28 protein-coding genes are annotated in these 22928 nt (G+C 36.6%); 9 read left to right on the top strand and 19 right to left on the bottom strand.

From position 1 onward, the window contains the following. Positions 1–3 precede the first annotated feature (3 nt). The 7 genes from spoVAE to ACX5JI_RS03065 form a co-directional block, all read right to left on the bottom strand. Positions 4–354, bottom strand: a complete 351-nt coding sequence (spoVAE, locus tag ACX5JI_RS03095; protein ID WP_459499627.1) for a stage V sporulation protein AE — start codon at positions 352–354, stop codon at positions 4–6. A gap of 3 nt (positions 355–357) precedes the next feature. Continuing rightward, on the bottom strand, positions 358–1374 hold the full coding sequence (gene spoVAD, locus ACX5JI_RS03090; protein WP_459499626.1) for a stage V sporulation protein AD: 1017 nt from the start codon (positions 1372–1374) through the stop codon (positions 358–360). Positions 1375–1386: 12 nt separating this feature from the next. Next, positions 1387–1845 carry a stage V sporulation protein AC gene (gene spoVAC / locus ACX5JI_RS03085; RefSeq protein WP_459499625.1) on the bottom strand — a complete coding sequence of 153 codons (459 nt, stop codon included), beginning with the start codon at positions 1843–1845 and terminating at the stop codon, positions 1387–1389. A 393-nt stretch (positions 1846–2238) separates the two neighbouring features. After that, positions 2239–2997, bottom strand: coding sequence for an RNA polymerase sporulation sigma factor SigF (sigF, locus tag ACX5JI_RS03080; protein WP_459499624.1), 759 nt, complete (start codon positions 2995–2997; stop codon positions 2239–2241). A 12-nt stretch (positions 2998–3009) separates the two neighbouring features. Continuing rightward, the gene (gene spoIIAB / locus ACX5JI_RS03075) at positions 3010–3450 is read right to left on the bottom strand and encodes an anti-sigma F factor (RefSeq protein ID WP_459499623.1); all 441 of its coding nucleotides are present in this window, start codon (positions 3448–3450) and stop codon (positions 3010–3012) included. After that, positions 3451–3801, bottom strand: a complete 351-nt coding sequence (gene spoIIAA, locus ACX5JI_RS03070) for an anti-sigma F factor antagonist (RefSeq protein ID WP_459499622.1) — start codon at positions 3799–3801, stop codon at positions 3451–3453. It abuts the gene before it with no gap. 177 nt (positions 3802–3978) lie between these two features. Continuing rightward, positions 3979–5172: a D-alanyl-D-alanine carboxypeptidase family protein gene (locus ACX5JI_RS03065; RefSeq protein WP_459499621.1), complete on the bottom strand. Its 1194-nt coding sequence runs from the start codon at positions 5170–5172 to the stop codon at positions 3979–3981. A 165-nt stretch (positions 5173–5337) separates the two neighbouring features. Here ACX5JI_RS03065 and ACX5JI_RS03060 point away from each other — a divergent pair, with 165 nt between their 5' ends. From ACX5JI_RS03060 to ACX5JI_RS03045, 4 genes are read left to right on the top strand one after another with little or no spacing between them, the layout of a single operon-like run. After that, positions 5338–5757: a GntR family transcriptional regulator gene (locus ACX5JI_RS03060; RefSeq protein WP_459499620.1), complete on the top strand. Its 420-nt coding sequence runs from the start codon at positions 5338–5340 to the stop codon at positions 5755–5757. Beyond that, on the top strand, positions 5723–6604 hold the full coding sequence (locus ACX5JI_RS03055) for an ABC transporter ATP-binding protein (RefSeq protein WP_459499619.1): 882 nt from the start codon (positions 5723–5725) through the stop codon (positions 6602–6604). The genes ACX5JI_RS03060 and ACX5JI_RS03055 overlap by 35 nt, the downstream gene beginning before the upstream one ends. Further along, the gene (locus tag ACX5JI_RS03050; protein ID WP_459499618.1) at positions 6594–7679 is read left to right on the top strand and encodes an ABC transporter permease; all 1086 of its coding nucleotides are present in this window, start codon (positions 6594–6596) and stop codon (positions 7677–7679) included. Before ACX5JI_RS03055 ends, ACX5JI_RS03050 begins: the two co-directional genes overlap by 11 nt. 21 nt (positions 7680–7700) lie before the next feature. Beyond that, entirely contained in the window at positions 7701–8768 is a 1068-nt protein-coding gene (locus ACX5JI_RS03045; protein WP_459499617.1) for an ABC transporter permease, read from the top strand. Between the two features lie 19 nt (positions 8769–8787). Here ACX5JI_RS03045 and ACX5JI_RS03040 read toward each other — a convergent pair whose 3' ends face one another. Both ACX5JI_RS03040 and ACX5JI_RS03035 read right to left on the bottom strand, forming a co-directional pair. Next, on the bottom strand, positions 8788–9333 hold the full coding sequence (locus ACX5JI_RS03040) for a hypothetical protein (RefSeq protein ID WP_459499616.1): 546 nt from the start codon (positions 9331–9333) through the stop codon (positions 8788–8790). A gap of 104 nt (positions 9334–9437) precedes the next feature. Continuing rightward, positions 9438–9857 (bottom strand): MarR family winged helix-turn-helix transcriptional regulator, encoded by a 420-nt coding sequence (locus ACX5JI_RS03035; protein ID WP_459499615.1) that lies wholly within the window; start codon positions 9855–9857, stop codon positions 9438–9440. Positions 9858–10017: 160 nt separating this feature from the next. On the opposite strand from ACX5JI_RS03035, the gene ACX5JI_RS03030 reads away from it, so the two are divergent. Continuing rightward, on the top strand, positions 10018–10680 hold the full coding sequence (locus ACX5JI_RS03030) for an SIMPL domain-containing protein (protein ID WP_459499614.1): 663 nt from the start codon (positions 10018–10020) through the stop codon (positions 10678–10680). 135 nt (positions 10681–10815) lie between these two features. Continuing rightward, entirely contained in the window at positions 10816–12105 is a 1290-nt protein-coding gene (locus ACX5JI_RS03025; RefSeq protein WP_459499613.1) for an NCS2 family permease, read from the top strand. 35 nt (positions 12106–12140) lie between these two features. Here ACX5JI_RS03025 and corA read toward each other — a convergent pair whose 3' ends face one another. From corA to spoIIM, 9 genes are all read right to left on the bottom strand, one after another. Next, positions 12141–13103 carry a magnesium/cobalt transporter CorA gene (gene corA / locus ACX5JI_RS03020; RefSeq protein WP_459499612.1) on the bottom strand — a complete coding sequence of 321 codons (963 nt, stop codon included), beginning with the start codon at positions 13101–13103 and terminating at the stop codon, positions 12141–12143. Positions 13104–13164: 61 nt separating this feature from the next. Then, complete coding sequence (locus ACX5JI_RS03015) at positions 13165–14469, bottom strand: pyrimidine-nucleoside phosphorylase (protein WP_459499611.1); 1305 nt, start codon at positions 14467–14469, stop codon at positions 13165–13167. A gap of 7 nt (positions 14470–14476) precedes the next feature. Then, positions 14477–15298 (bottom strand): purine-nucleoside phosphorylase, encoded by an 822-nt coding sequence (locus ACX5JI_RS03010; protein ID WP_459499610.1) that lies wholly within the window; start codon positions 15296–15298, stop codon positions 14477–14479. A gap of 13 nt (positions 15299–15311) precedes the next feature. Beyond that, entirely contained in the window at positions 15312–16496 is a 1185-nt protein-coding gene (gene deoB, locus ACX5JI_RS03005) for a phosphopentomutase (RefSeq protein WP_459499609.1), read from the bottom strand. A 355-nt stretch (positions 16497–16851) separates the two neighbouring features. Next, positions 16852–17592 carry a FixH family protein gene (locus ACX5JI_RS03000; protein WP_459499608.1) on the bottom strand — a complete coding sequence of 247 codons (741 nt, stop codon included), beginning with the start codon at positions 17590–17592 and terminating at the stop codon, positions 16852–16854. 456 nt (positions 17593–18048) lie between these two features. Further along, positions 18049–18939 carry a site-specific tyrosine recombinase XerD gene (xerD, locus tag ACX5JI_RS02995; protein WP_459499607.1) on the bottom strand — a complete coding sequence of 297 codons (891 nt, stop codon included), beginning with the start codon at positions 18937–18939 and terminating at the stop codon, positions 18049–18051. A 6-nt stretch (positions 18940–18945) separates the two neighbouring features. Then, a complete protein-coding gene (locus tag ACX5JI_RS02990) occupies positions 18946–19176 on the bottom strand; it encodes a YqzK family protein (protein WP_459499606.1) in 231 nt (76 codons plus the stop codon). Positions 19177–19279: 103 nt separating this feature from the next. After that, positions 19280–19735, bottom strand: a complete 456-nt coding sequence (gene fur, locus ACX5JI_RS02985) for a ferric iron uptake transcriptional regulator (protein WP_000392654.1) — start codon at positions 19733–19735, stop codon at positions 19280–19282. Between the two features lie 107 nt (positions 19736–19842). Continuing rightward, complete coding sequence (spoIIM, locus tag ACX5JI_RS02980; protein ID WP_459500266.1) at positions 19843–20460, bottom strand: stage II sporulation protein M; 618 nt, start codon at positions 20458–20460, stop codon at positions 19843–19845. Positions 20461–20615: 155 nt separating this feature from the next. On the opposite strand from spoIIM, the gene ACX5JI_RS02975 reads away from it, so the two are divergent. Further along, positions 20616–21167, top strand: coding sequence for a GNAT family N-acetyltransferase (locus tag ACX5JI_RS02975; protein ID WP_459499605.1), 552 nt, complete (start codon positions 20616–20618; stop codon positions 21165–21167). Between the two features lie 22 nt (positions 21168–21189). Here ACX5JI_RS02975 and ACX5JI_RS02970 read toward each other — a convergent pair whose 3' ends face one another. Further along, positions 21190–21729, bottom strand: a complete 540-nt coding sequence (locus ACX5JI_RS02970) for an NUDIX hydrolase (protein WP_459499604.1) — start codon at positions 21727–21729, stop codon at positions 21190–21192. Positions 21730–21804: 75 nt separating this feature from the next. Between ACX5JI_RS02970 and mciZ the strand changes: the two genes are divergently transcribed. Together mciZ and ACX5JI_RS02960 are read left to right on the top strand one after the other, a co-directional pair. Further along, positions 21805–21933, top strand: a complete 129-nt coding sequence (mciZ, locus tag ACX5JI_RS02965) for a Z-ring formation inhibitor MciZ (RefSeq protein WP_459499603.1) — start codon at positions 21805–21807, stop codon at positions 21931–21933. A gap of 53 nt (positions 21934–21986) precedes the next feature. Continuing rightward, the gene (locus tag ACX5JI_RS02960) at positions 21987–22901 is read left to right on the top strand and encodes an aldo/keto reductase (protein ID WP_459499602.1); all 915 of its coding nucleotides are present in this window, start codon (positions 21987–21989) and stop codon (positions 22899–22901) included. The last annotated feature ends 27 nt before the right edge of the window (positions 22902–22928 follow it).

Below are 22928 nucleotides of genomic sequence, written 5' to 3'. Positions count from 1 at the left end.
CATTTATCCTTTCGGTTTACATATAAGCGCCACAAAAAACGAAAATAATATTGTAGCTGAAATACCTGAAGAAGTTAAACTAAACATGCCCATTCCAATTCCTAAATAACCATGTTTTTCAGCCGCTTCCAATGCCCCATGTAAAAGGGAGTGTCCAAAGCTCATTATAGGAACCGTTGCACCTGCCCCTGCGAATGTAATAAGCTTATCATATAATCCAAAGCTATCTAAAATCGATCCGATCACTACAAAAGTCGCCATCAAATGTGCAGGGGTTAATTTAGCAAAATCTAATAATAGCTGTCCTATAACGCAAATAGCACCTCCAACGATAAACGCATATACAAAATCCACCATTCACACCCCTTTTACCCTTTCAAATACAACACCGTGTGCAATTGTCGGAATCGTTTCTTTTTGTTGTATCATAACTGGACTTAACAATGCTCCCGTTGCAACTACAAAAATACGTTGTAAGTTTCCTTTTTTCATTTCTTGTAGTAAATGCCCATATGTTACAACTGCCGAACAGGCACAACCGCTTCCGCCTGCAAACACTTCTTCTTGATCTTCGTTATAAATCATTAATCCGCAATCATTATATACATTGCCTAACTCATACCCTTCCTCAAGTAAAAGTCGCTTCGTAATTGGTGCCCCAACACCTGATAAATCACCTGTAACGATAAGATCATAATCAGCCGCACTCCTACCTAAATCTTCAAAATGCTGTTGAATCGTATGAGCGGCAGCAGGTGCCATAGCTGAACCCATGTCAAAAGGATTTGTAATTCCTAAATCTTGCACTTTTCCAATCGTTGCAGCTGTTATTTTAATACTGCTTGTTTCTTTACTAATTAAAGCGGTTCCTGCCCCTGTAACAGTTGACGTTGCTGTACCTGGTCTTTGTCCTCCGTATTCTGTCGGATAACGAAATTGACGTTCCGCTGTCGCATTATGACTACTAACCGTTGCTATTACACGGTTAGCAAAGCCACCATCAATAAAAGCTGAGCCAATTGCTAATGTCTCCATTGATGTTGCACAAGCGCTGAACATGCCTAAAAAAGGAATGCCAAGCTCCCGAGCCACGTAATTTGCTGTAACGGTTTGGTTTAATAAGTCGCCCGCTAAAAAAAAATCAATTTGCGAAGGCTTTACATCCCCTTTTTGCATGACCTGCTGAATGGAATCCTTCATCAATCTTCTTTCAGCAAGTTCCCAATTCTCTTCCTCACAGTGCAAATTATCATATGAAATATCAAAACATTTTCCAAGAGGACCTTCCGCTTCTTTTGGACCGACAGCAGTACCAGTTGCATTCACAAATATATTATTTTGAAATACCCATGTTTGCTTTCCTGTCAATCTCATATATAGTCTCCTTTAAGACAACCAAAGTTTAAACGTATATCGAAGTAAACCAATAATGTATGCTCCAACAACTCCAAAGACAATTACACTTCCAGCCAACTTAAACATATTTGTCGCAACTCCAAGCACAATTCCCTCACTGCGATGCTCCATCGCTGCACTTGCCATTGAATTTGCAAATCCAGTAACAGGCACCGCTGAACCAGCCCCTCCAAATTGACCGATTTTATCATACACACCAAATCCAGTTAACACAGTTGATAATAATACAAGCGTCGCTATTGTAGGGTTCCCTGCTGTTTGCTCACTGAAGTGAAAATAATGCATATAAAATTTCATCAAACATTCACCCACTATACAAATGAGTCCTCCTACAACAAACGCTTTTACACAATTCATCACATAATTTGGTTTTGGATGATAATCTTTCACTTTATTTATGTAATCATCTTTTAATTTATTTTGTGTCATTTTGCTACCTCCTACCTTGCAAAATAAGTCTGATGAACTAAAGAGCCCGTTACCTTTTCAAATTCCTCGTAGTTGTAGTATGGTTTTTGGAAAATTTTCTAATACAACTTTTTTCATGATTTTTTCCTTCTTCTCAAGTCTATATATATCCACTTTGATTTTCCGACATATAAATAACGGTTATGAAAACAAACAGAAACCCCCACTTATTTCTTCTTTTTGTTTTTACATGGCATGGGGCTAAAAAGGGCACTGACCGCTTCTACACTCGGCCGGATGCTCTCTTCCAGCTAAAAAGAAAGGGGTGTGTCGGTGTGTCAGCTTTTCAATTTATATTTATATAGTTGAAATATCGGTGTCTTCTAATCCCAAACAAAAAGATCGAATAGATGGCTATTCATCTATTCGATCTTTCATTTGTTTTAATATTTTCTTTTCAAGCCTCGATACTTGGACTTGTGAAATCCCAATTCTCTCCGCCACTTCTGATTGCGTTTGATCTTTATAGTAACGCAAATATACAATGAGACGTTCGCGCTCATCCAGTTCTCTAATTGCCTCTTTTAAGGCGATTTTATCAAACCATTTCGTTTCTGATTGATCTGCAATTTGATCTAATATCGTAATGGGATCTCCATCATTTTCATAAACCGTTTCATGTATGGATGATGGTGTACGACTCGCTTCTTGCGCAAGCACAACTTCTTCCGGCGTTAGTTCAAGTGCCTCCGCTACCTCATTAATTGTGGGAGCCCTCCCATATTCTTTCGAAAGCTCATCTTTCATTTTTCGAATTTTATTTCCAGTTTCCTTTAAAGAGCGACTTACTTTCACCGATCCATCATCACGTAAAAACCGCTGTATTTCTCCAATAATCATGGGAACTGCATAGGTTGAAAATTTCACTTCAAAAGACAAATCAAACTTATCTACCGATTTTAGAAGCCCGATACAGCCAATTTGAAATAAATCATCTGGTTCATATCCTCGGTTAAGGAAACGTTGTACAACTGACCATACGAGACGCATATTACTTTGGACTATCGTATCTCGTGCCCCTTGATCTCCATCTTGACTTTTTTGAATTAACGCTTTTAACTCGTGATCCTTCAGCTGCGTTTTCTTCTTCTCATTTCTGACCTCTATGTCCATAGACAATTCTCCTTAATTGCATAGAGCGTTACTATTTGATAAGTGTTTTGTCAAATGGATTGTTGTCCCGAAAGATTCATTTGAAATAACTTCTACTTCATCCATAAAATTTTCCATGATAGTAAATCCCATTCCGGAACGCTCTAATTCAGGTTTAGTTGTAAAAAGAGGTTGCCTTGCCTCATCTAAGTTAAAAATGCCAACCCCTTCATCTCGAATCGTGAGTTTCACCATTGCTTCTTCCAACATGACTGAAATGTAAACAACACCTTCCGCATTCCCTTCATATCCATGAATAATTGCATTCGTAACTGCTTCAGACACAACTGTTTTAATCTCTGTTAATTCCTCCATCGTTGGATCCAATTGCGCAATAAAAGCAGCAACTGTGACGCGAGCGAACGATTCATTTTGACTTACTGCTGAAAATTGAAGGTTCATTTCATTTCTCATTTATGCCACCCCCAACGTCGCGAGCGCATGCGCTTCACTTTCTTCTAAGCGAATGATTTTAAACAGACCTGACATTTCAAATAAACGCTTTACAGGAGGTGAGATTGCACAAACTACCATCTCCCCTCCTAAACTTTTAACATGCTTATATCTGCCTAATATCACACCGAGACCAGAGCTATCCATAAATGTTAATTTTTCCAAACTCAGTACAATATGATGAGCGCGATGCGTCTCAATCATATCCGTCACTTTTGCTCGCAACTCTTCAGCAGTATGATGATCTAGTTCACCCGCTAGCCGAATACATAAGACGTCACGCTTTACTTCTAAATGCACGGAAAGACTCACACGATTTCCTCCTTATGCTCAAACTTGACTCATTTACATACATAAGATTTTCGTGAACATAAAATAAGAATCCTTCCTACTGACAAAAGAAGTACTATTTCGTCATAATGTGAATCTTTCAGCAATTATTCTACTTTTTTCATATATAGAGTCAGGAAAGCATCCATACTGTTTCCTTTATTTTGATGTTGAAAACATCCCTAGACTTCTTTTAAATAGCTCCCACCAGCTTGCTGCAGCAATATCCTCTTTCGCTACAAGCGTTTGCTTCAATAAAACGTCTTTATCTTTTTTAATAACAAGCGTACCAAGTGCATCACCTTTTTTAATCGGCGCTTTTACTTTCTTTTCAGTAATCACTTCTTGTTTTACCTTATCCATATTTTCTCCTTTTTTCATCAGAAGAGATACGTTATCCGATGCAACTAAATCTACTTTTTCTTTCTTACCTTTTCCTACTTTTACGGTTTGAATTTTTTCACCGCGTTCATACATTTTTTTCGTTGTATATTGTCCAAACGCATAATCAAGGAGTTTTGTTACCTGATTGTTACGCTCTTTTGAAGTAGGCGCTCCCATGACGACTGATATAACACGCATCCCATTTTTTTCAGCTGATGCTGTTAAACAATATTTTGCTTCTGTTGTAAAACCTGTTTTCACACCATCTACACCCGGATAAAAACGAACTAATTTATTCGTATTCACAAGCCAAAACTTTTTCTCAGTATTTTCCCGTAAATAATCTTCGTACTTTCCTGTATATTTTCGAATGAGTGGATATTTCATCAATTCTTTCGCCATAATTGCCATATCACGCGCTGTTGAATAATGATCTTTCGCTGGAAGACCCGTTGGATTTTGGAAATGTGTATTTTTCAGCCCTAAATCCTTCGCCTTTTTATTCATCATGTTTACAAACCCTTCTTCTGAACCAGCGATATGCTCAGCGACCGCAACAGATGCATCATTTCCCGATGCAATTGCAATACCTTTTAGCATTTCATTCACTGTCATTTCTTCACCCGGCTCAAGAAAGATTTGTGACCCACCCATTGAAGCTGCATGTTCACTTGTTCTGACTTTATCTTCTAGTTTTAATTTTCCCTTTTCAACTTGTTCCATAATCAGTAGCATTGTCATAACTTTTGTCATACTAGCAGGTGGTAGTTTTTCATTTGGACTTTTCTCAAATAAAACTTTACCCGTATCTTGCTCAATCACAATTGCTGACGATGCTTGCTCTGCTAATTTCGGTCCCGTTTCTACTTTTGGTTTCTCTGACTGCGCTTTCTCAGATTGTGCAAAACCAACCGAAGCACCAGAAAATAGCAAAATGAAACAAACAAGTATTCCAAAAACTCGCCTCATGACTAACCCTCCATTCTATATCAAACCTATTTTTCCCAATTCGCATATTTTTATACCATATTTTTCTATATATTCGTATTGACAAATCAATCTATCGCATATATTGTATTAAATGTATTACATGAAGTAGTACACTTAATACTCATCAGGAAGGAGACTTTGCTCTTGCACATTCAACTCGATCCAAGAAGCAACACTCCGATATGGGAACAAATTGTTCAAAACATAAAAGAACTCGTACTCAAAAACATGTTAGCACCAAGCGATAAACTGCCGTCTGTACGTGAACTTGCTTCACTCCTTGTCATTAATCCAAATACAGTAAGCAAGGCGTACCAAGAATTAGAACGGCAAGGCATTATCGAAACGTTACGAGGAAAAGGAACATTTGTCTCACAATCGATTACCCCAACATTAGACGAAAGGAAAATGGCTATGGTTGAAAAACAATTTCACCAACTATTACTAGAAGCTTCTTATCTTGGCATTACAAAAGAAAAAATTCACGACTGGATAGATTCATACTATAAAGAACTAGGAGGAAATACAGATGCTACAAGTGACAAACTTGAAAAAAACAATTGATAACCAAGTCATTTTAGACGATATTTCTTTCACATTACAAAAAGGAAGTATCGTTGGCTTACTCGGAAGAAACGGTGCGGGGAAAACTACTTTACTGCGGACACTTGTTGGAATTTTAGATCCGGATGAAGGGACGGTTACATATAAGGATATGGATGTTCATAAACATCCAGAGATTAAGCAGAAGGTAGCTTATGTGCCGGATTCTACTAATGTATTAAGTGGCTATACGGTGAAAGAGATTGCGAAGTTTTATAAGGCGGTTTATACAAACTTTAATGAAGAATATTTTTATCAACTGCTAAAGCGCTTCAATCTCCCTGAAAAACGCATTCGTAATTACTCACGCGGTATGAAAGCACTTCTTGCTATCATTTTAGCTTTTTGCACAGGCGTAGAATATATTATTTTAGATGAACCAACAAATGGACTCGATCCAATTGTAAAAAGACAAATCTTGCAATTTCTAATTGAAGAAGTATCAGAACGGGAAATTACTATTCTCATTTCGACCCATCACTTAGATGAAGTTGAAAAAATTGCAGACACCGTCATTATTCTAAAAGACCATACGATTGCTTCAATTACAGCATTAGAAGATACGAAATCTCGCTATGCGAAAGTACAAGTCGCTTACGAACGTTCACTACCGCAAAAACTAGAGAACTTAAATAATATTAAAATATTAAACCAAACCGGAAAGGTATATACCATTTTAATTGAAAGCAATGTGGCAAATACATTAGAGAAATTCCATAAAGAACAACCCCTTTTATTAGAAGAATTACCAATGTCACTCGAAGATATATTTGTCACAACATTTGAGGAGGGTTCGCATGTTTCGTAAGGCTTTATGGATGAGACAATGGAAACAAGGGAAATATATTGTTCTGTTGTTTTGGCTAATTAGTTTGTATCAGCTACCTTATAAATATTATCAAGCGGCACAAATGGAACTTAGCCAATCAAAAATGAAAGTTCAAGACTATATTTATTACTATTCCTATTCTTTTGGTACATTTGAAACCGTCTTTATACAAGGGATTATTATCACTGGACTTGCTTGTCTTTTAATTGGATGGGAACGTAACAATCAATCTACTGATTTTTTATCATCTATGCCGTTTAAGAGAAAAGACATTTTTTTAGTAAAATGGTTGTTCGGTGTTTTAAATATTATTACAGTAAACATCATTTGCTGGATTAGCATGTATGGAATAAAAAACGTATCGTTTCACAATGAGTATCAAGTCTTTACTCCGTTCCACTTTTATTTTTTAGATGCTTTAGTTGTACTCATTGCAATCTATACATTCGCTTTATTCATCGGTACGATTACTGGAAATATTTTCTCACAAAGTAGCTTAACTGCAATTTTATTATTTCTACCATACGGTCTAATCCTATTAATATCGGGGCTTGTGTATACTCATACAAGTGATTCCGCAGAGGCATTAGGCGAAATAGAATATCAGACTGGAGAATACTTACGACACGGAAGTATTGTTAGACCATTAGAGTTTTTCACTATTTCCTATGACTACCATCCTATAGTGGAATTTGATGAACAAGGAAATGAAATTTCAAGATTACCACAGAAGGATCCCATGGAAAAAACATCTATACCATCCATATGGAAGTTATTAACTCCTTTCGCTTATATCATTACCTTTTTACCGATTGCCACTTTCTTATATACACGTTCTCCAAATGAACATAACGGAAAAATCTTACTATTTCCCAAGCTACATAAATGGTTCATGTTCTGTACCGTTCTTTGCTTTGCTTTGTTTGGTGGTAGAGTATTAGGTGGAAAAGCAGCATTCTTTTCTTATTACATTGGCTTTTTTATAACCGGTACAATTAGCTATTTCATTTTTACTCGTCTACTCAAATGGAAATTCTCTTTTGGAGGGAAATAAGAATAAATCGAGGTGAAAAAGATGTTTCATAAAGCTTTATGGATACGTAACTATAAACAAGGGAAATATGTCATTTGGCTTTTTTGGTTAAGTACTTTATACAGCTTACCATATAAATATTATACAAACGCACAGCACACCGCTGAGTATTTACGCCGCACAACAGATACCTATTATGGATATCATTTACAAGGAGCTGACGCTATAGTATTTCCTGCACTTCTATTAATCGGATTAGCCATCCTTTTAACAGGGTGGGAACGTAATAATCAAACAATCGATTTTCTACAGTCTATGCCCTTTAAACGGTCACATATATTTTTATCGAAATGGTTATTAGGAATCGTTCATATTGTGAGTGTACTAAGCCTTAGTTGGCTCCTTATGTATATCATCTATAGGAACACGATACACGCCCAGTATCAATCGTTTACACCATTTCATATATACTTTTCCTATACACTGATTACGCTAATTGCAGTCTATACGTTCACACTCTTTATTGGAACGATTACAGGAAACATTATTTCTCAAAGTGTCTTGAGTTATATTCTCATAATTTTTCCTATCTATATTTTTCAGTTAATATTTCCATTCTTTGCATTACATGTAGATTTATCACAAGAAGAATACAATAATAATTATATTAAGTATGCAAATTATACAGAGAATACAAGTATAGTAGCTCCTCTTACTCATTTTCGCATTAACTACGATTATGATTCACAAAGGGAACCTATAACAGATGAATTTGGGAACATCAAAAAAGGACCTACTTATCATCACATCCCGTCTACTTGGACGCTGTTGAGCCCTTTTATTTATATACTCATCTGCCTTCCGCTAGGAGCTTATTCATATACACGTGCTCCAAACGAGCATAACGGAAAAATACTGCTATATCCAAAACTTCATAAATATTTCTTAATCTGCACTTCTTTTTGTTTCGGCCTTTTGGGCAGTGCTATTTTTATTGATGGTAGTAACTCTTTACCTCTTTACTATATGTACTTTATAGGATCTGGCATACTGACATATGCTATTTTACGCCGCCTATTAAAACACAAACTTTCTTTACATGCAAAATAACCTCCTCACCCCGAGGAGGTTATTTCACATTCTCTCTTCTTTCCCCATATTGTTTCTCTTCTTTCATCCCAAATCCATCGCCGTTCTCTATGATTTGATCTGTAGGGGCAACAACACTTTCAGCGATTTTCCAATCTCCCTGCTCTTTTACAAACACTTGCAGAAAGTAGTTCATCCCGTTTAATTGATATGGATTTTCTTTTTTTACGTTGTAGCGCACTGCAACGTAGTACACTTTCATATTTTCTTTTCCGATTCTTGAAACATATTGAGATAGTCTCGGTATATACATGGACGCTTTTACAAAAGGTAACCGCTTCGCTTTTACAAGAGACGAACTCGTTACATTGCGCAGTGTATCTTGATTACGTATGTTATCACTATGATGAAATAAAATCGCATTTTGCATCGAACGAACCCATAGTTTTGAATATAACACAGGATTATCCTTTGAAATGTATTGTACTTCCTTTTGTACAACTTGAATTGGAGTGCCGGCATAAATCAACGTACTAGAACAGACAAGACTTCCAATTGTAACAATAATCGAAATGATGTACTTCATCATTTTTCCTCCGCATACTTTTTAATGTAAGTATCGGAATTTCAAAATGTTTTTATTCAAAAGGAAAAAGGATAGGAAAGCTAATCGCTTCCTATCCTTATGTATTACAGTACGCGACCAAATAGTTCTAAGACCATCTCAACCTCTTGATCGCTCCACTCTTTAAATTTTTCTTTATAGTATTCTTTACGTACAGCTTCTAGTTTTTGCGTAACTTCTTTTCCATGTTCTGTAATTTCTAAATATACGATACGACGATCTGAATCAGAACGTTTTCTCGTTACAAAACCTTTTCGTACAAGGCGATCTGTTACCGCTGTAATATGGCTAGATGTTACATTTACTTCACTAGCTATTTGCGAAGCCATTTGTGGACTTTTCAAAAATAAAGCACGTAATACAGAGAACTCATTATATGGCATATGCTCTGAAAAACGTGTATTAATATCATTTTGTAATAAACGTATCATCTTTCGAAATGAAGTAGATAAATCTAAAATTAGCGCGTCTCTTTTTTCGTTCACTAGCCTCGACCCTTTTTTTATAATATTTATACATATTATAATCTATAAATAGCTAAATTGTATATGTTTTCTTTCTTTTCACTTCTCAATTATGTAACTTTTTACATACATTTTTCTCGCACTTTCACTCATATACATATAAAAAGGATGGTGAACAAACATGCAAGTTGGCATAAATCCATATTCACCCGATATCCGAAATGGAAAACAACCAACCATTACTGTACAAGGCGAAGGAATTATAAAAGCAAAACCAAATGTCGTTGTATTAACAATTGGTATTAAAACAGACAATAAAGATGTGAAACAAGCACAAGAGGAAAATTCCATGCATTCTAGACAATTACTTAGCGCATTAAAGCAAATTGGTATTGCTGATAAAGATATAGAAACCATTTCATATACAATTACTCCTCAATATGAATACGTGAATGAAAAAGCACTCTTACAAGGTTACCGTGTCGAGCATTTGTATGAAATTACCGTTTTAAATGTACAAAAAGCTGGGGAAATATATGATATAGCTGTTACAAATGGCGCAAATGTAGCAAGAGGATTACGCTTTCGTATTTCTCATCCAAATGCGTACTATCAACAAGCGCTCTTACAAGCAGTCCAGCACGCCAAGGAAAAAGCGAGTATTATTGCAAATTCGTATCATTTAAATATTAATCCCGTCCCGCTTTCACTCGTTGAAGAAGCAGCACAAACACCACGTGAATTTGTGTCTCACTCGGCATTGCATGCATCAGCCGCTCCTCCCATTCAATCTGGAGAACTAGAAATCATCTCTACTGTTCGTGCCATTTTCACATATTTGTAGCATCATTCAACATTTAAGTAACCGTTATCATTTTCTTTGTTGTAAAAACATTATGTTCTGATATAATAAAGGACGGTGAGCCTTTTTAATAGGGATATCACGGGTGGGAGAGGGATATGAAAAAGAAGGTTTAACATGAAAGGAATACTTGAACGAACATTTAAATTAGACTTACACCACACATCACCAAAACAAGAAATATTAGCTGGGGTGACATCATTTTTTACAATCGTTTATATTATGATTGTGAATGCATCCATTTTATCAGATGCCGGCATTCCGCTTGAAGCAGGAATTTTGGCAACTGTTTTTAGCTCATTTGTCGGATGCCTACTGATGGCATTTTGGGCAAATGCGCCTGCGATTCTTGTACCAGGTATGGGTGTAAATGCATTCTTCACTTATACTGCTGTGCACACGCTTGGCTTAAATTGGCAAGAAGCATTAGCAGCAGTCTTTATCGCCGGCATCATTTTTGCAATTGCCGCGTTTACACCGATTGCTCGTACGCTCTCATTATCAATTCCAAAGTCATTAAAGGAAGCGATTACTGTCGGCATCGGTTTATTCTTAGCTTTCATCGGCTTGCAAAAAAGCGGCCTTGTCGTTTCGAATCCGAACACTGCTGTTGCATTAGGAAAATTAAGTAGTCCGGTTGTTCTTGCCTCGCTGCTTACTCTTATTGTGGCACTTGTGTTATTTATTCGTAACGTGCGTGGGAACTTTTTATGGACGATTGCAATTGGAACCGGTATTGCATGGATATTCGGTCTTGTTGATACCAATCAACTTGGAAATAGTTCATTTTCATTCTCAAACTATGGGGATGTATTTGGGGCTATGTCCTTTGGAAAACTTTCTTCCTTACCGTTTTGGATTGCAACATTTTCCTTAAGCATGGTGCTTATTTTTGAGAACATGGGGCTTTTACATGGATTATTAGAAGATGATCGTAAATTCCCACGTGCTTATCAAGCAAATGCAATTTCAGCAATGACATGTGGTCTATTTGGCACAAGTCCTACCGTTTCAACAGTAGAAAGTGCCGCAGGTATTACAGCAGGTGGCAAAACAGGTCTGACGTCTATCGTTACTGGGATGTTATTTTTTGCATCACTGTTTGCCCTTCCTTTTGTCAAACTAATTCCTGATAGTGCCATTGCACCAATCTTAATTATTATTGGCGGTCTAATGATTACAAACATTCAAGAAATCCCTCTGAACGACTTTTCTGAAGGATTTCCTGCATTTTTAGTTATCGTTATGATTCCGCTCACATATAGTATCGCTGATGGCATTGCGTTCGGATTTATTGCTTATCCTATCTTAAAAGTTGCTCTTGGAAAGCATAAAGAGGTCGCACCGTCCATGTATATCATTACATGCTTATTCTTAGCCATGTTTGTGTTACACGCTATTGGCTAAGTAAAAAAACGCTGAAGAGTCCCTCGGCGTTTTTTTTACTTAAACCATCCTTTTTTATAAAACCAAGCCATCATCCCTCCGCCAATTAAAGCCATAAGGAGTAAGCAAATAAAGTAACTATATGTCCCCGCTAATTCTGGCATATGTGTAAAGTTCATCCCATACACCCCAGCAATAAATGTTAATGGCATGAAAATTGTCGAGAAAACCGTTAATGTTTTCATAATATTGTTCATATGATGTGAATTCAATGAAAAATAACTATCCCGAATATCTGCTGTTAATTCTCGGCTTGCTTCAATCATCTCTGTAAGCTTTAACAAATGATCATGTATATCTTTAAAATAAATTTCATGATCACTTACACCGTAAAAACGCGTTGAATTTAAAATTCGATACAAAAGATCGCGCATTGGTATAATTGTCCGTCTAAGCTTAGATAAATCCGTACGAATATCAAATACTTCTTCTAATACACTTCCGGCTGTATCTCCCTTTAAATTATCATCAATTGCATTTAAGTGATCTTCAATATAGTAAACAGGTGCAAAATAGTCATCTACAATTTGGTCAATGATTGTATGAGATACGTGCAGGGGACTCTTCTTAATACGCTTTCTCTCACCAAGCGTTGTCCACACTCTTTCAATCGCATTATTATGTGAAAAATGGAAAGAAACAATATAACGATCGCTAACAAATAAATCGATTTCATGTGGTTCTAATCCATCTTCCCCAAATGCATGAAGAACTAAAAAGTTATATCCGTCATAAAAATCCACTTTTGGCCTCTGTACGTATTCCACACAATCTTCAATTGCAAGGGGATGGAACTTAAAGTGCTCTTGTAAAATATATGTATACTCTTCTTTTGTTGGCTTATATAAATCAAGCCAGTACCATACAATATCTTCTCTTCCTGTTTCTTCTAACGGAACATCATATAATACTTCATCTTCTTTCGTTACTGCACAAATTCTAATCATAATTTCACCCATTATTATTATAAACAAAAAATAGTATAAAAAGCCAAGGAGAAGGCTCCTTGGCTTTTTTAACTTATTTCGTTACGATGCCATGCACAAGTTTCGGTGCATCTACATGCTCTTTTTCTATTTTCATGTTCTCATAAATTTTCGCTTTTACATCTTCTACATTTTCACGGTTTGCGTAAATCGTAACAAGTGAGTCACCTTTTTTCACGCTATCCCCTACTTTTTTACGAAGCATAAGTCCAACTGCTAAATCAATTTCAGATTCTTTCGTTGCACGTCCTGCCCCTAAAAGCATTGCCGCTGTTCCAATCTCATCTGCAACAATTTCAGATACGTATCCATCTTCTTTTGCCTCTACTTCAATTTTAAATTGTGCTTGCGGCAGTTTAGAAGGATCGTCCACAACAGAAGCGTCTCCGCCTTGCGCTGCTAGGAACGTTTTAAATGCTTCTAACGCTTTTCCATTGTTCATTACTTCAATTAGCTTTTCACGCGCATCTTCTAAAGAAGAAGCTTTTCCAGCAAGGTATACCATTTGACTTCCAAGCGTTAAGCATAGCTCTTCTAAATCTTTTGGTCCCTTACCTTGTAATGTATCAATTGCCTCTTGTACTTCTAATGCGTTACCGATTGCTTCGCCAAGCGGTTGGCTCATATCTGAAATAACTGCCATCGTTTTACGACCGACGTTATTCCCGATACGTACCATTGCTTCTGCTAAACGTTTTGCATCTTCGTCAGTTTTCATAAATGCACCTGCACCTGTTTTCACATCAAGTACAATCGCATCTGCGCCAGCTGCAATTTTCTTACTCATAATCGATGTTGCGATTAATGGCATAGAATTCACTGTTGCTGTTACATCACGAAGTGCATATAGCTTTTTATCAGCAGGTGTTAAGTTTCCACTTTGTCCAATAACAGCAATTTTATTTTCATTTACAAGACGCATAAATTCGTCATTTTCAATTTCCACATGGAATCCTGGAACTGCTTCTAATTTATCAATTGTACCACCTGTATGCCCTAAACCACGACCAGACATTTTTGCAACGGGTACATCTAAAGCAGCTACTAATGGACCTAATACAAGCGTAGTTGTATCACCAACACCGCCTGTTGAATGCTTATCTACTTTGACCCCTTCAATCGCTGATAAATCAATTGTATCACCGCTATTTACCATTGCCATCGTTAAATCAGCACGTTCTTGTTCATTCATATCTTGGAAGAAAATCGCCATTGCAAGTGAGCTCACTTGATAATCTGGAATATCACCATTTGTATATCCTTGGACAATAAAGTTAATTTCTTCTGTTGTTAATGCATGTCCATCACGTTTTTTTGCAATTAGGTCCACCATTCTCATTGTGAATTCACCCCTTAATTTGTTTTACAATTGCTTTTACTAATGCTAAGAAATTCGCCTTAACACGCTCCGTCGTTTCAATTACTTCATCATGATGAAGTGGTTGATCTAAAATACCAGCTGCCATATTTGAAATACAAGAAATACCAAGTACTTTCATACCAGCATGACGCGCTACGATAACTTCTGGTACTGTTGACATACCAACTGCATCGCCGCCAAGTGTACGAAGCATACGAATTTCAGCAGGTGTTTCGTATACAGGACCTGTCATACCAACGTATACACCTTCTTGTACTTTAATATTTAATTCAGCTGCAACTTCTTTCGCCATCACGCGAAGCTCTTTCGTATATGATTCAGACATATCTGGGAAACGTACACCCATTTCAGAATCATTTGGTCCGATTAATGGATTCGTACCCATGAAGTTAATGTGATCTGAAATTAACATTAGGTCGCCTGGTTCAAATGATGTATTTACGCCACCAGCTGCGTTTGTTACAACAACTGTTTCTACACCAAGCTCTTTCATAACACGAACTGGGAATGTTACCTTTTGCATGTCATATCCTTCGTAGAAATGGAAACGTCCTTGCATTGCTACTACTGTCACACCTTGAAGTGTACCGAATACAAGTTGACCTGCATGACCTTCTACAGTTGATACTGGAAATTCAGGAATTTCACTGTAAGGTACTGTTACGGCATTTTCGATTTCATCTGCTAATACACCTAGTCCAGATCCAAGGATAAGTCCTACTTGTGGTGTTTCTTGAAATTTCTCTTTTAAGTATGAAGCTGATTTTGTAATAAGTTCACGATTCATTATATTGTCCCCCTTATTTCTTTAAGTCGTTTAAGAAACTTGTTCCGTATTTTGGCATTGTTACACCGAAGTTTTCTGCTACTGTTGCACCAATATCAGCAAATGTTTGACGAAGCGCCAACTCTTCTCCGCCATCTTTCATACTTGGGCTATATGCTAATAATGGTACATATTCACGCGTATGGTCAGTACCAGGATGAATTGGATCATTACCATGGTCTGCTGTAATTAGTAATAAGTCATCTTCTTGTAGTTTTTCAAATACTTCTGGAAGTCGTGCATCATAGTCTTGCAGCGCTTCTCCGTAGCCTTGAGGATCACGGCGATGACCGAATAATGCATCAAAATCAACTAGGTTCAAGAAGCTTAAACCTGTAAAGTCCATGTTTAATGTATCTACAAGCTTGTCCATTCCGTCCATGTTAGATTTTGTACGAAGAGATTCCGTTACCCCTTCTCCATCATAAATATCAGAGATTTTACCAATCGCAATTACATCATAATCACTATCTTTTAACTCATTCATTACCGTACGTCCAAATGGTTTTAATGCATAATCATGACGGTTTGGTGTACGTGTAAAGTTTCCAGGCTCTCCAACGAATGGGCGAGCAATAACGCGACCTACCATATATTTCTCATCTAGCGTTAATTCACGCGCAATTTTACAAATTTTATATAGTTCTTCAAGTGGTACCACTTCTTCATGAGCAGCAATTTGTAGTACGCTATCAGCTGAAGTGTAAACAATTAAAGATCCTGTTTCCATTTGCTCTTTACCAAGCTCATCAAGTATCTCAGTTCCTGAAGCTGGTTTATTACCGATAATTTTGCGTCCTGTTTTTTCTTCTAATTCATCAAGTAATTCTTTCGGGAATCCTTCTGGGAATACTTGGAATGGCGTATCGATGTAAAGTCCCATGATTTCCCAATGACCTGTCATTGTGTCTTTACCAGTAGATTTTTCTTGCATTTTTGTATAGTAACCAAGTGGTTTCTCTACTTTAGAAATCCCCTTCATTTCACGAATGTTACCAAGGCCTAATTTCACCATGTTTGGCATGTGTAATCCATTCATATGTTCAGCAATGTGACCGAATGTATCAGAACCTAAATCACCAAATTTTTCAGCATCCGGTGCTTCTCCAATTCCTACAGAGTCCATTACGACTAGGAAAATACGTTTATATTTATTCATAACTGCAACCTCCTATATGTTCAGTTCTACTTCTTGTAGTATGTTCAAAACGCTGTAAAGTGAAACTACTATTCATGAGAATCCACTTTATCTTCGACTAACAAAATGTACGTCTTCTCGTTATTTTGCAGCATTCCTGCTTTTCTAAGTCAGATGTCAGACATCTCGTATTGCTATCATAACATGTTTACGCTTTCTTTTTAACCTATTTTCACAGAATTTCTTATTTCTTTTACACTTTCTATTGTAATCCATTCTGCAGGAAAGTGCTAATGAAATTACGACTTATCTCGTAATATTGAAATAAAAAGAGGCTGCCAAAAGTAGCCCTTCAGCTACTTTTGGAACAGCCTCCTTATTTTACTTCTACTTTTTCTTCTTTATGTTCATGAAGTTCACCTTTTCTCACATGAACTTTTACTTGATAAGCACCCGTTTCTTTAAACGTATGTTGACTCACATACTCCCCTTTATTCCCTTCTTTTGCAGGAATAAACTCATGCTTTTGTGCACCATCTTTCCAAATCTCAAGCTGTACTTCAGCTTCAGTTAGTGCTTCTTCTTTTTGCTTCAAATGCACTTTCATTGTCGATTCAGCATTTGCCTTCACATCATCAGCCATAAGATGAATCATCGTATCACTCTTATGATCGCCATGACCTGCTTCATGACCACTTTTTTCTTTCTTTGCATCCTCAACTTTCGCATTACCAACTGCCACTTTTACTTCTGGCATAACATGCATTTCACGTGCATTTGTATGTGCAACAACATGGTATACGCCGTCCGATGGGAATGTTTTCTCGACCGCATAAACACCTTTCCCTTTATGTTTACCATTTAGCATTTCATGTTTCTCTTCGCCATCTTTCCAAATTTCAAACTTCACATCGTCAGCATCCGTTACTTTTTCTTTCCCTTGTGTAACAAGTGCTTGTACTTCTGTTTTTTCATTTGGCTTAATTTCTTTCGGATTTGTTTGAACCGCTACTTTCACTTCTTCAATCTTATCCTTTTTTGTTGATCCTTCTTTCTCTGTATTACAGCCAGCTAATGCTAGCATTGCAATAAACAAAGTGATTACAAGTTTTTTCATTATGATTTCCTCCTTTATACTTTATTTAGTATAGAGGATATACTAGTTTCTATTCCAGCATTCTACTGAAAACAATGTACGAAATGTTTGTGAAGTTTTTGTGAATTCCTTACATCTACTTACTTTTTATTCTCCAAACACTTTATTCGTTTACGAATTACCTTTGGCAATATATATTCATTTTGATTTTCCACCATAATCAGTCGCGGCTATACAGAACAAAAGGTGCGTACTACTTATTTTCCCTCTTTATTTTCTACTAAGGCATGGGGCATGAAAAGGAGTTAACCGATTCTATGCATGGCAGTGCTCTCTCCCTTACCTAAAAAGAATAGGTAAAGTGAAACTTTAATCAGTGGGGTTTCCTTCATCCCTCACTGATTATTAACCCTCACCAATCGAGCTTTTACGGACAGCCCGCAAATAGCGGGATAAAAGCAAAAAAGAGCATAATACTTATGCTCTCGGATGAAACTGTTTATATACATCTTTTAATCTAGTTTTTGAAACGTGCGTATAAATTTGCGTTGTTGAAATATCTGCATGCCCAAGCATTTCTTGAACCGCACGCAAGTCCGCTCCATTTTCTAATAAATGCGTCGCAAAAGAATGACGTAATGTATGTGGCGTAAGTTCTTTTTCTATATTCGCTTCTTTTGCTAGGCGTTTTAAAATTTTCCAAAATCCTTGACGTGATAAACGGTTGCCATGATGGTTCAAAAAGAGCGCATCGACTGTTTTTTTTCCCATTAATTCTTTTCTGCCCTTTTCAATATAACGTTGAATTGCTTCCGTAGCTAAACTCCCTAATGGAATAATTCGCTCTTTATTCCCTTTTCCGATGCAGCGGACAAACCCCATTGTCAAATGAACATCCTCTAAATTGAGTGCTATCAATTCAGAAACACGAAGTCCCGTTGCATATAGCAGCTCTAACATAGCCTTATCACGAATACCAAATGCACTCGTCACTTTAGGCGTTTGAAGTAATGCCTCTACTTCATCCACTGACAATACTTTCGGTAATTTCCTCTCACCTTGGGGCGTTTCAATATGTACAGATGGATCGTGTTCTACCACTCTTTCACGAAGTAAAAACTGATGAAACGAACGAATAGAAGCGATATGGCGCGCCAATGTTTTTGATGATTTTCCATTTTCTTTTAAATGCTGCAAAAAATTCACAATGTGTATCCTTGTCACTTCATGAAATGTTTTGCTTTGTTCGACATGTTGTAAGTACTTCACATAACTTTTTAAATCCCTCTCATAGGATACAACTGTATTTTTTGCTAATCCTTTTTCAACAATCATATAGTGAATAAAATCTTTTAATTGATCTTCCAATCTACACTACTCCCCATTTTCATAAAAAAAAATTATTCTATTTACGAAAGCATCCTTTGCCGGTTCCTCATTACCAGATACTTTTTCTACTATCTCTTCTTTTGGTTTTTCATAACGATGATAACTTTCATATTCTTCATTTATCCATAGTATAGCGAAATAAAACATAATCGTACAACCTGTAAATAATAAAAATACTTTCATCCCATCAAAAGTTAACTTTAAAGCTCGGCGCATTGTAAACTCCTCCAAAATATATGTTATTACAACATATGCCAAGCCTTCTGCGATTTATACCTATATTAAATAAAAAACCTCTTCCTAGCTAAATAGGAAAAGGTTATTTTTCATCCGTTTCATTTTCTTGACAATTTTTACAAATTCCATGGAAAGTTAAACGATGGTCTTTTACTTTAAAGCTCCAGTCTCGTTCTACCTTATTCTCCACTTCACCAAGTAAATCTTCTTGAATTTCTTGTACAGCACCACATTGTGTACAAATTAAATGATGATGGAAACGCTGTGCACCTTCTTGGCGTAAGTCATAGCGTGAAACACCGTCTCCGAAGTTAATTTTATCAACAACTTTTAACTCAGATAATAACTCTAAAGTTCGATAGACGGTTGCTAATCCGATCTCTGGCGACTTTTCTTTTACAAGGAGGTAAACATCTTCTGCGCTTAAATGATCTTCTTCATTTTCTAGCAGCACACGAACTGTTGCTTCACGCTGTGGTGTTAGTTTATAGCTCGCTGCATGCAATTGCTTCTTAATTCGTTCAATTCTCTCTTCCATTCGGTACTACTCCCTCCTCGCCACTCTTACACCATTATATCAGAAGAAGGGCTTCTGTCAAAAGAAAAAACAATCAAAATCACTTGATAATAATTCTCATATAGTACTTATTTTTTATTGATGACTTCTACGACTTCTTTCATTAACACTGGTGACGCATAAGCTTCAATGCTGGATGCAATCGCTAGCACTAGACCAATAACAAGAAAGAAGCAAGTGTAGCGAATTAATAACGGTAGTAGTGGCTCAGTAATTTTTCGAATAAATTGATGCCTAATCATGCGTAACGAAAAACTTGCAGCAATTGTCGTCATTACAATAAATGCCGGAATAATAATTAAATTTTGTGGCAACACAGATACAAACGCTAACAACAATCCATTCCACCCGTGCTGACTAACTAAAAAACCTACTGTAAATCCAACAACTATCCCTTTTAAAAATAATAAAATAAAAATGAGAGGCAATCCAATAATTGAAATACCTAACAGCCAAATAAATCCGATATATTTCAATTGCGAAAAATAACTTTCCCGAAACATGTCACTCGCAATTGCAAATTCCCCTTTAGAAACTTGTCCAAAAAATCGATTCAAATAAAAGGATAAATCTTGTTTTTGATTCACCTCTAAGCTGTTGACAAGAATAGCACCAAATACCACACCCATCAATAACAAAACTGAATTAAATATATAAAGCGAAGAATTCTCTTGTATATGAGAAATTACACGATCTTGCCACGTTTTTCGTAACATTTTTCTTCCCTCCGTTCACACTCTTACTAAAAATGTATGAAAGAAAGAAAAAAGTATGACGAATTAACATTGAAATTCCGCTCTACTTTGCTAAACTTAAAAGTAGAGAATAGGAGGGATTTTTCTTGAAACCATTATTATTAGATTTTCCGACATTATTTCAAACTGATCGCCTGCAAGTACGCAAACCATTTCCAGGAGATGGAACAGAAGTACATGAAGCAATTCAAGCTTCTTTAGAAGACTTACAACCTTGGATGTCTATTACATCTGAAACAGAAGAAAGCGCTGAGGAAACAGTTCGAGAAGCTCACGGACAATTTTTACTTCGTGACACATTAGCTTTTCATTTATACGATAAAGTATCTGGTACATTTATTGGGGCTCTTACCCTTCATCCAGAAAACTGGAATATCCCAAAATTTTCACTTCGTTTTTGGTTACATAGTGCTTATACAAAACAAGGTTATATGACAGAAGCCGTGAAAGGTGCTGTTCAATTTGCTTTTGATAAGCTCGGTGCTAGACGACTTGAAATCCGCTGCGATGCTACAAACGTAAATGCATGTGCCTTAGCGGAACGCCTTGAATTTATTTTAGAAGGTACACTAGAAAATGATTTTCTTGCTCCAGATGGCAGCTTACGTGACACACGTGTATATGCCAAAATTAATTAAAACACTCGCCTTAGGCGAGTGTTTATTTTTGTAATTGCAAGTATTGTACAGCGAACATCGTCTTTGCATCATGGATACGTTGATTGTTCATAAGTTCAATTGCTTCTTCTAATGAAACTTCCATTAATTCGACAAACTCATCCTCATCTAAAGCTGCCTTATTTTCCTTTTTCTTTAACCCTGTCGCTTTATATACGTATAAAATCTCATCGGCAAAACCTGGTGATGTGTAAAAAGATGTGATGAATTCCATTTTATCACATACATATCCTGTTTCTTCTTCTAATTCACGAAGCGCTGTTACTTCTGGTTTTTCTCCTGGTTCTAACTTGCCAGCAGGTATTTCGACAATCTCTTTTTCTAATGCTTTACGATACTGCTCAACAAGCACAATCTTCCCTTCATCTGTCACAGCAATAATAGCAACAGCACCCGGATGATTGACAATTTCACGTTTACTCATCTCTCCATTTGGCAATACTACATCATCAATACGAACTTTAATCACTTTCCCATCAAAAATTGATTCAGTTGCAACCGTTCTCTCTGCAAGATTACTCACAATATTTCATCTCCCTATTCTATTTCCTAATTGTTCTTCATACATTTTACCACACCAAAAAGGAGCGTGATAAAAATGAAAGTATATATTTTACCAAACCGTATCACATTAGTCGGAAAAGCTTGGCAAATTCGTAATAAACTAAAACAATATGGAAAAGAGTACGCGACTGTACAAGACTGGATTATCGCAAACAAAAAGTAAACGTTTGTCAACCTTCTTCTGCTTTCGTACAATGTAAGTAAGGAGGTTGACCGATGAAAAAACGACAATTAGGAAACTCAGATTTATATGTTACTGAAATGGGGTTCGGTTGTATGTCTCTTGGCACCGATGAACACGAGGCAATCCGCATTATCCATGAAGCAATCGATCTAGGAATTAATTTTTTTGATACGGCAGACTTATACAATTATGGATTAAATGAAGAATTTGTTGGCAAAGCACTTAAAGAAAAACGCGATCAAATTGTTCTTACAACAAAAGTAGGAAACCGCTGGACAGAAGAAAAAAACGGCTGGTCTTGGGATCCTTCTAAAACTTATATAAAAACAGAGATAAAAGAAAGCTTACGCCGCTTACAAACAGATTACATCGATCTATATCAACTGCACGGCGGTACAATAGAAGATTCTATCGATGAAACAATCGAAGCGTTTGAAGAGTTAAAACAAGAAGGTATTATTCGCCATTACGGCCTCTCTTCTATCCGGCCAAATGTTATTCGTGAATATGCAAAACGTTCTAACATTGTTAGCGTATTAATGGAATATAGTCTATTAAATCGCCGGCCAGAAGAATGGTTTTCATTCTTACAAGACAATCAAATTAGCGTGATTGCTCGCGGGCCACTTGCAAAAGGACTCTTAACTGACAACAATGAAAGAAAGATAGAAAACGTGCGAGAAAAAGGCTATCTTTCTTATTCTCATAACGAATTAACAAACACATTAGCTACTGTAAAAGAGATTACAACGAATCGTTCGTTAACTGAAACAGCTCTTGGGTATTGTTTGCATACTCCTGTTGTTGCGGCTGTTATTCCTGGCGCTAGTTCCGTAAAGCAACTACAAGAAAATGTACAAGCTCATAATCAATCTCTATTAACAAATGAAGAATATAAAACAATTCAATCGTCTGTTAAGTACGATACATACGCATTACACCGTTAAAAAACGCTACCATTTTCGGTAGCGTTT

The organism is Bacillus sp. C1, from assembly GCF_054570475.1.
Note: the sequence above shows the minus strand (reverse complement) of the source record. Positions and strands in the feature narration are given on the sequence as shown.